The organism is Neobacillus piezotolerans (assembly GCF_003362805.1).
In the GTDB taxonomy this organism is placed as follows: domain Bacteria; phylum Bacillota; class Bacilli; order Bacillales; family Cytobacillaceae; genus Bacillus_D; species Bacillus_D piezotolerans.
This window is the reverse complement of sequence record NZ_QNQT01000013.1, coordinates 75,971-82,302: the sequence shown is the minus strand read 5'-3', so window position 1 is coordinate 82,302 and position 6,332 is coordinate 75,971. Positions and strand designations below refer to the sequence as shown.

General features: G+C 45.0%; 8 protein-coding genes. All 8 read right to left on the bottom strand.

Annotated features, from left to right (window positions below):
• Positions 1–63 precede the first annotated feature (63 nt).
• Positions 64–576, bottom strand: a complete 513-nt coding sequence (locus DRW41_RS19845; RefSeq protein ID WP_115453767.1) for a L,D-transpeptidase — start codon at positions 574–576, stop codon at positions 64–66.
• A gap of 24 nt (positions 577–600) precedes the next feature.
• Positions 601–1,596, bottom strand: a complete 996-nt coding sequence (locus tag DRW41_RS19840) for an aromatic acid exporter family protein (RefSeq protein WP_115453766.1) — start codon at positions 1,594–1,596, stop codon at positions 601–603.
• A 74-nt stretch (positions 1,597–1,670) separates the two neighbouring features.
• Positions 1,671–2,393: an amino acid ABC transporter ATP-binding protein gene (locus DRW41_RS19835; protein ID WP_115453765.1), complete on the bottom strand. Its 723-nt coding sequence runs from the start codon at positions 2,391–2,393 to the stop codon at positions 1,671–1,673.
• On the bottom strand, positions 2,386–3,045 hold the full coding sequence (locus tag DRW41_RS19830; RefSeq protein WP_115453764.1) for an amino acid ABC transporter permease: 660 nt from the start codon (positions 3,043–3,045) through the stop codon (positions 2,386–2,388). The genes DRW41_RS19835 and DRW41_RS19830 overlap by 8 nt, the downstream gene beginning before the upstream one ends.
• A 77-nt stretch (positions 3,046–3,122) precedes the next feature.
• Positions 3,123–3,914, bottom strand: a complete 792-nt coding sequence (locus DRW41_RS19825; RefSeq protein WP_115453763.1) for a transporter substrate-binding domain-containing protein — start codon at positions 3,912–3,914, stop codon at positions 3,123–3,125.
• A 314-nt stretch (positions 3,915–4,228) separates the two neighbouring features.
• Entirely contained in the window at positions 4,229–4,666 is a 438-nt protein-coding gene (locus tag DRW41_RS19820; protein ID WP_115453762.1) for a BrxA/BrxB family bacilliredoxin, read from the bottom strand.
• A 697-nt stretch (positions 4,667–5,363) separates the two neighbouring features.
• Positions 5,364–5,693: a hypothetical protein gene (locus DRW41_RS23510; protein WP_245959508.1), complete on the bottom strand. Its 330-nt coding sequence runs from the start codon at positions 5,691–5,693 to the stop codon at positions 5,364–5,366.
• Positions 5,694–5,717: 24 nt separating this feature from the next.
• Positions 5,718–6,272, bottom strand: a complete 555-nt coding sequence (locus DRW41_RS23505; RefSeq protein ID WP_245959507.1) for a nuclease-related domain-containing protein — start codon at positions 6,270–6,272, stop codon at positions 5,718–5,720.
• Positions 6,273–6,332 lie beyond the last annotated feature (60 nt).

The following is a 6,332-nucleotide window of genomic DNA, read 5'->3' as shown; positions in this document are numbered from 1 at the left end:
AGGCCTTTTTATTTCACTGTCCACTTTATAGGGCATAGTTCATTTTTGGACGGTCCCTTTTTCCTACCTTATGGCCCCATATTCAACCGCCAATTCCGTAAAGGGGCGATTAGTCGATGTAATCAAAATTTTCGTGCCGAGCGGAATGAAGGGGTAGAGCGACTCGATCCCTTCATTTTGCAGCCTGATGCACCCTTGGGAAACATACTTGCCGATTGAAGCAGGATCATTGGTTCCATGGAGCCCGTAAATCCTTCCATCCGTCCCTTTGGCGTCAAATCCAATCCATCTCGTTCCCAAAGGATTTGCCGGGCTTGACCCTGGAATATCCTTCTTCCGGTAATAAGGGTTTTCTGCCTTTACCGTTATGGTGAACAGCCCTTCCGGAGTAAGGCCGGCACTTTTGCCCGTACCGACCGAAAGGACCGTCTGGACCCTGTTGTCATCGATAAAAGCCATCTCATTTGTCTTTTTATTGACGATGATAAACGTATCTCCTGGTAGCGGGTTTGGCCCAAGCGGCCAAATTGGGGAAACAAACAGGACAGATAACAGCATCGCAAGAAAATTTGCCATTTAAACCACCCTTGCCCTTTTTCCCTAGTTTGCGCCAACAGCCCCGCTTCGATTCTTCTTTTCTGGCCCCCTGATTCCCTTAAAGGAACTTTTAATAAGCAGGTAATCCTCAAACTCATTGCCCAGTTGGACGAGAGCAGCCCTGGCCACAAATTCTTCCCTCGTTTTTGGCAGTTCCATTCCTTCGAACTCTTTATTCAATTTCCTCAATTTCTCAAGATAAATGTACGCCGTATTGCCGGAATGGATGTTCTCGCATAACTCATCGATAAAATCGGCCATCATCCTGCTTTGTTCAACCGTAAAGGTTAGCGAAGCCGAAATTGGCAAAATGCGCTCGATGATTTCAAACTGTTTTTCCCTCATCGTAAAATAGTGATAATACAAGTTTTCTTCCCTGACCAAATGATTCTCGACATCACGGAAGGCGAGAGATTTCGCTTCATTCAATAGCTTCGCGGTTTCGGGGATTTCCTTTCCATCCCAGGTGCTCTCATTCGTCCGCAGGTATTTTGCGATCTCCATAAAAATTATCCTAAAATTGCCTTCTATCCTGCTGCTATATTCATAAAGCTTTTTATCCAGGCTTGGCATATACAGATTCATCAGGAGCGCCACCCCTATCCCGACCATAATGACAATGATTTCATTAAAAATGATACCTTTTGTAATGTGGCCAGCTGAATAAATATGTAGGATGATAACTGAACTCGTCACAACTCCATCCTTGGCCTTCAGCATCACAATCGTAGGAATAAAGAAAAATAGCAAAATCCCAATGACTAGCGGATGATAGGCAATCACTTCAAAAAAGAACGCGGAAAACGGCATTGCCATAATGCATGCGAGAAACCTGTCCCACGCGGCCCTGAGCGATTTCCTTTGCGTCGGCTTGATGCAGAGGATTGTCAGGATTCCGGCAGAAGCAAAGTTATCGACTCCAAGCTGCTGGGCAATGATAATCGCCGCAGCCGTGCCAACCGCGGTTTTAAGCGTCCGGTAGCCAATCCTGAATTTCATGGTCAATCCCCTCCCTGCAGAAAAGCAAATGAAAAAGATGATCATCACGACCATCTTTTCCTAGCATATCCTTATTAAAGCATTTTTTGCAAGAACTCCTGCGCCCTTTTGCTTTTCGGGTTTGAGAAAAATTGCTCTGGTGCCGCGTCTTCGACAAGGACGCCGCCATCAAGGAACAGAACCCTGTCAGCAACTTCACGTGCAAAGCCCATTTCATGCGTGACGATTGCCATGGTCATCCCAGTGTGCGCCAAAGACTTCATGACCTCAAGAACTTCCTTTACCATTTCAGGGTCGAGAGCCGATGTCGGTTCGTCGAACAGCATGACTTCCGGCTTCATCGCGAGCGCCCTCGCAATCGCGACCCGCTGTTTTTGCCCTCCGGAAAGGCGGCCGGGATATTCTCCCGCTTTTTCAAACAGGCCAACCCGCTCAAGCAGTTCATAGCCGATTTTTTCCGCCTCGGCTTTTGATAATCCTTTTACCTTCATCGGCCCGTACGTCAAATTTTGCAGGACCGTCTTATGCGGGAATAAATGAAAATGTTGGAACACCATGCCGACATTTTCTCGGACTTTATTGATATTTGTCTTCTTGTCCGTAATCTCGCTTGAACCGATCCAGATGCGCCCGCTTGTAGGCACCTCGAGCATATTCATGCAGCGAAGGAACGTCGACTTCCCTGAACCGGACGGGCCGATAATCGCGACTACTTCGCGTTCTTTAATGGAAGTCGTAATCCCTTTCAGGACTTCAAGCTTCCCGAAATTTTTGCGCAAATCCTCAACTTTAATCACCGCGCCTCATCCTCCTTTCTACCAGCTTGCCAAGGAATGTCAGAATGATGACCATGAGATAATAAATCAAGCCGGCAACAATGAGAGGTTCAAAGTATGAATAATATTGGGCCCCTACCTGATACGAACGGCGCATAATATCCATGACCCCGATTGTTGTGACAATCGCGGATTCCTTCGTTAATGTAATAAATTCATTCATAAGGGCTGGAAGAATATTTTTTAATGCCTGCGGAAGGATGATGTCCCACATCATTTGCCTGTAAGGGACGCCAAGCGCCAAGGCTGCTTCCCTCTGCCCTTTGTCGACAGCAAGAATCCCGGCACGAATGATTTCGGAAATATAAGCAGCCGAGTTAAGAGCGAATGAAATGATAGCGGCTGTATAAGGCTCGATTTGAAATCCTAGGATTTGAGGGGAGCCAAAATAGATGAGCATGAGCTGAAGGACGAGCGGCGTTCCCCTAAAAATGCTAGTATAGGCGTCCGCCAGCCAGCCAAGCGGCTTAAATGAACTGATTTTAAAAAGTGATAAAACAATCCCGAATGCGAATCCGAGTACACCCGCGATTAAAACAATCCGGAGCGTTACCAGGATCCCTTCCAAAATATACGGAATAGAAGGGACAATCTGCCCGAAATCCAATTCCATGCTAAACATTCCTCTCCATATCAACTGTAAAAACGTTCAGAGAGGACATGCCTCCTGAACGTTCACATGCTTTCCCTTTATTCTTCCCCGCCAAACCATTTAACAACCAGTTTTTCAAGCTCGCCATTCTCTTTCATCTTTTGCAGCTCTTGGTTGAATTTCTCAGTCAGTTCGCTGTTCTTAGGAAATGCGATTGCGGAGCCCGCTTCTTCCGGGTCATCGGAAAGGGTGAAGCCTTCAAGGTCTTTTTCGTGTTTAAAGAAGCCCTTGGCGACTGTGTCTTCAATGATGGCGGCGTCAAATCGGCCGGATTTAATTTCCTGGATTAGGTCAGGAATCCTGTTTCTGTCTTCAATTTTGATTTTCACTTCTTTTTGGATTTCCTTTGCTTTTCCTTCCTGGATCGACCCTAGCTGGACGCCGACAGTCTTCCCTTCGAGGTCTTCAATGGATTTAATGCCGCTGTCCTTTTTCGTCACAATCATATGGGAAGCAGTATAATAGATATCGGTGAAATCCACATTTTTCTTACGGTCTTCAGTTGGGGTCATACCCGCTAGCACAAGGTCTGCCTGGCCGGATTTAAGCCCCTGGACAAGCCCGTTGAAGTCCATGTCCTTAACTTGTAGCTCGTATCCCAATTTCCCGGCTAGAGCTTTGGCCAAGTCCACGTCAAAACCAATAATTTCATCGCTTTTGTCAGTATCGATGTATTCAAACGGCGGGTAATCAGCTGACGTAGCCATGATGAGTGTTTTCTTATCTTCTCCTCCGCCCCCGGTTTTCGCATCATCCTTCTTCGTTCCGCAGGCAGAAAGAATGCCTGCGAGCAGGATTGCGCTTAAAAATAAAATAATGTTTTTTTTCATCGAATTGTCCTCCCTAGTTTACTGAAAATTTTTTCTCTTCATTATTACTACCCTTTTTGAGCAGGAAAAATCTCCGCTTACAGAAAAACATCGAGGTAATAATTATTCACATTAATGAATTTTAACACGATTAAATAATTATGCAATATATTTTTTAAAAATAACATTACCAATTTAAAGAAAGCCGTCAGGACGGCCTTTTATAAAATTCCACTTCCGGGAAACTGTCGGGAATATAAAAAAAGGCCTGCCGTGCCAGAGCACAACAGGCCATTTTTAATTATTAAATTCGAAATTGGTCTATCCTGGAAGCGTTAAAGCTCTTCGCAGTACTCGTCAAAGCTTTGCTGAAGCTTATGGACGACATTCATTGGGTCAAATCCTTCAATATCATGGCGTTCAATCATCGTGCATATTTTCCCGTCCTTTAACAGCGCGAACGATGGCGAGGATGGCGGATAGCCAGTAAAATAGCCTCTCGCCTTTTCGGTGGCTTCCTTATCCTGACCGGCAAAAACGGTCACGAGGTGGTCTGGGCGCTTATCATAATGAATCGCATGCGCCGCAGCCGGCCTGGCAATTCCCCCCGCACATCCGCAAACGGAATTAATCATCACAAGAGTTGTTCCTTTGCGGCTAAGCGCTTCCTCCACCTCTTCCGGAGTTTTCAACTCCGAATACCCGGCAGCGGAAATTTCCTGCCGTGCCTGGTTAACCACGTCATTCATAAATAAATTAAAATTCATATTCAATGGAATCACTCCCTGTTTACTTAAAAATGTATATTTCTATCATACAGCGTGTGGAACATGTTTTCAATTAAAGAGAAATTTATGGCAGACAGGTTTATTTCTTTCCAGTACGGGGAAAGGTAGAACTACAGCTAGATCCATACCCCTAAACTCCCTAATTTTTGGATAGCGCATATGTGCTATCCGCTTTTTTTTGGCGTGGACAATCGCAACTGCCTCAATTTTCCCATTAAAATTTCAATTTGGCGTCCAAACTATCGGGCTTCTTTGGACACGGAGCCCTCGAGATTGCACTTTGCTGTCCAAACATCGGGTATCTTTGGACACGGAGCCCTCGAGATTGCACTTTGCAGTCCAAACATTGGGCATCTTCGGACACGGAGCCCTCGAGATTGCACTTTGCGGTCCAAACATCGGGCATCTTTGGACACGGATCCCTCGCGATTGCACTTTGCTGTCCAAACATCGCGCTTCTTTGGACACGGAGCCCTCGAGAATGTACTTTGCTGTCCAACCATCGGGTATCTTTGGACACGCACCCCTCCAGAATGTACTTTGCTGTCCAAACATCGGGTATCTTTGGAGCCGCACCCCTCGAGAATGTACTTTGCTGTCCAGACATCTGGTATTAGTTTTTTGTAAAAACTATTTACTAATTTGTATCGAAATAAAATAACGTCCCACTTTTAAGCAGCGATTAAATAAAATAGGTATTACTTGTACTTCCTACTAACCTATAATTCTTTTTTAATGTTCTACTGATGGTCCGCTTAGCCAAATCAATATTACACCATTCATGTATACCGCTCGTCGTAATCTTACGCTCCGGAAACAGCAGCTTAAACTCCTCAGTATGCCGCAATATAGCGGACTCGGACTTTTCGTGTTTGCCGCAATTCCTGCATACGAGGTCAAGATGGTCAATAATCGAAAATAAACATCCGCACTCCCCGCAAAACATCCCCTTCCTTAGCTGCTCATACCGATAGTCGGGCAGCTTCTGGAACCGGTTTTTGGTTTGATGCATGGAAAGCAAAGTTTGCGCGAGTTTCTAATCGCTATCATTGAGCCTGGATGGCGTTTCATTTAGCTCCCTGATAAATCTGTTAGCCTGTGTTGGGTGGATGATTGGTTGATCCATTGGGGCTTGGTACAAGGTGAATTCAGGATTGATGAAGATGACGTATGGTTCGATGAGGTAATTGAGGTTGTAGTAATTGAAAATTTGGCGGAGGAGCAGCGCGCTTCTTTTTAGCTGGTCAAGAGGGTTTTTGTATTCCTCCCCGGTTTTAATGGAGATAAATTTGTCGCCGTCAATGTAAAAATCGCCATAAAAATTTTTCACATCCAACAGGTACGTAATACCTTTTGAAATGATAAACGAATCAATTTGCAGTTCGGAATTGTTGACTTCCAGCCGCAAGTCATTAAGGATATACCGCTCTTCGACGATATTTTTCGCAAGGAGGTCAAACTGCACTTCCCCTTCGAATCCCCGTTGCAAATTGGATAATCGCTTCCTGTCACTCAGTGCCAGTTCCATTCGATTATCCAAATGCTTCAAAATCAATAATTCCTCGGGTTCCGTTCTCTTTTTTAGAAACATAAGCCACTTCCTTTCCTGTTCTTAAAGCCCATTTTATTAAAAATAATGACGAATTGCGGT

Bases quoted from the DNA above. Each gene is read 5' to 3' on its own strand.
- DRW41_RS23505 (WP_245959507.1), bottom strand. From the start codon at position 6,272: ATGTTTCTAAAAAAGAGAACGGAACCCGAGGAATTATTGATTTTGAAG.
- DRW41_RS19825 (WP_115453763.1), bottom strand. From the start codon at position 3,914: ATGAAAAAAAACATTATTTTATTTTTAAGCGCAATCCTGCTCGCAGGC.
- DRW41_RS19830 (WP_115453764.1), bottom strand. From the start codon at position 3,045: ATGGAATTGGATTTCGGGCAGATTGTCCCTTCTATTCCGTATATTTTG.
- DRW41_RS19840 (WP_115453766.1), bottom strand. From the start codon at position 1,596: ATGAAATTCAGGATTGGCTACCGGACGCTTAAAACCGCGGTTGGCACG.
- DRW41_RS23510 (WP_245959508.1), bottom strand. From the start codon at position 5,693: ATGCATCAAACCAAAAACCGGTTCCAGAAGCTGCCCGACTATCGGTAT.
- DRW41_RS19845 (WP_115453767.1), bottom strand. From the start codon at position 576: ATGGCAAATTTTCTTGCGATGCTGTTATCTGTCCTGTTTGTTTCCCCA.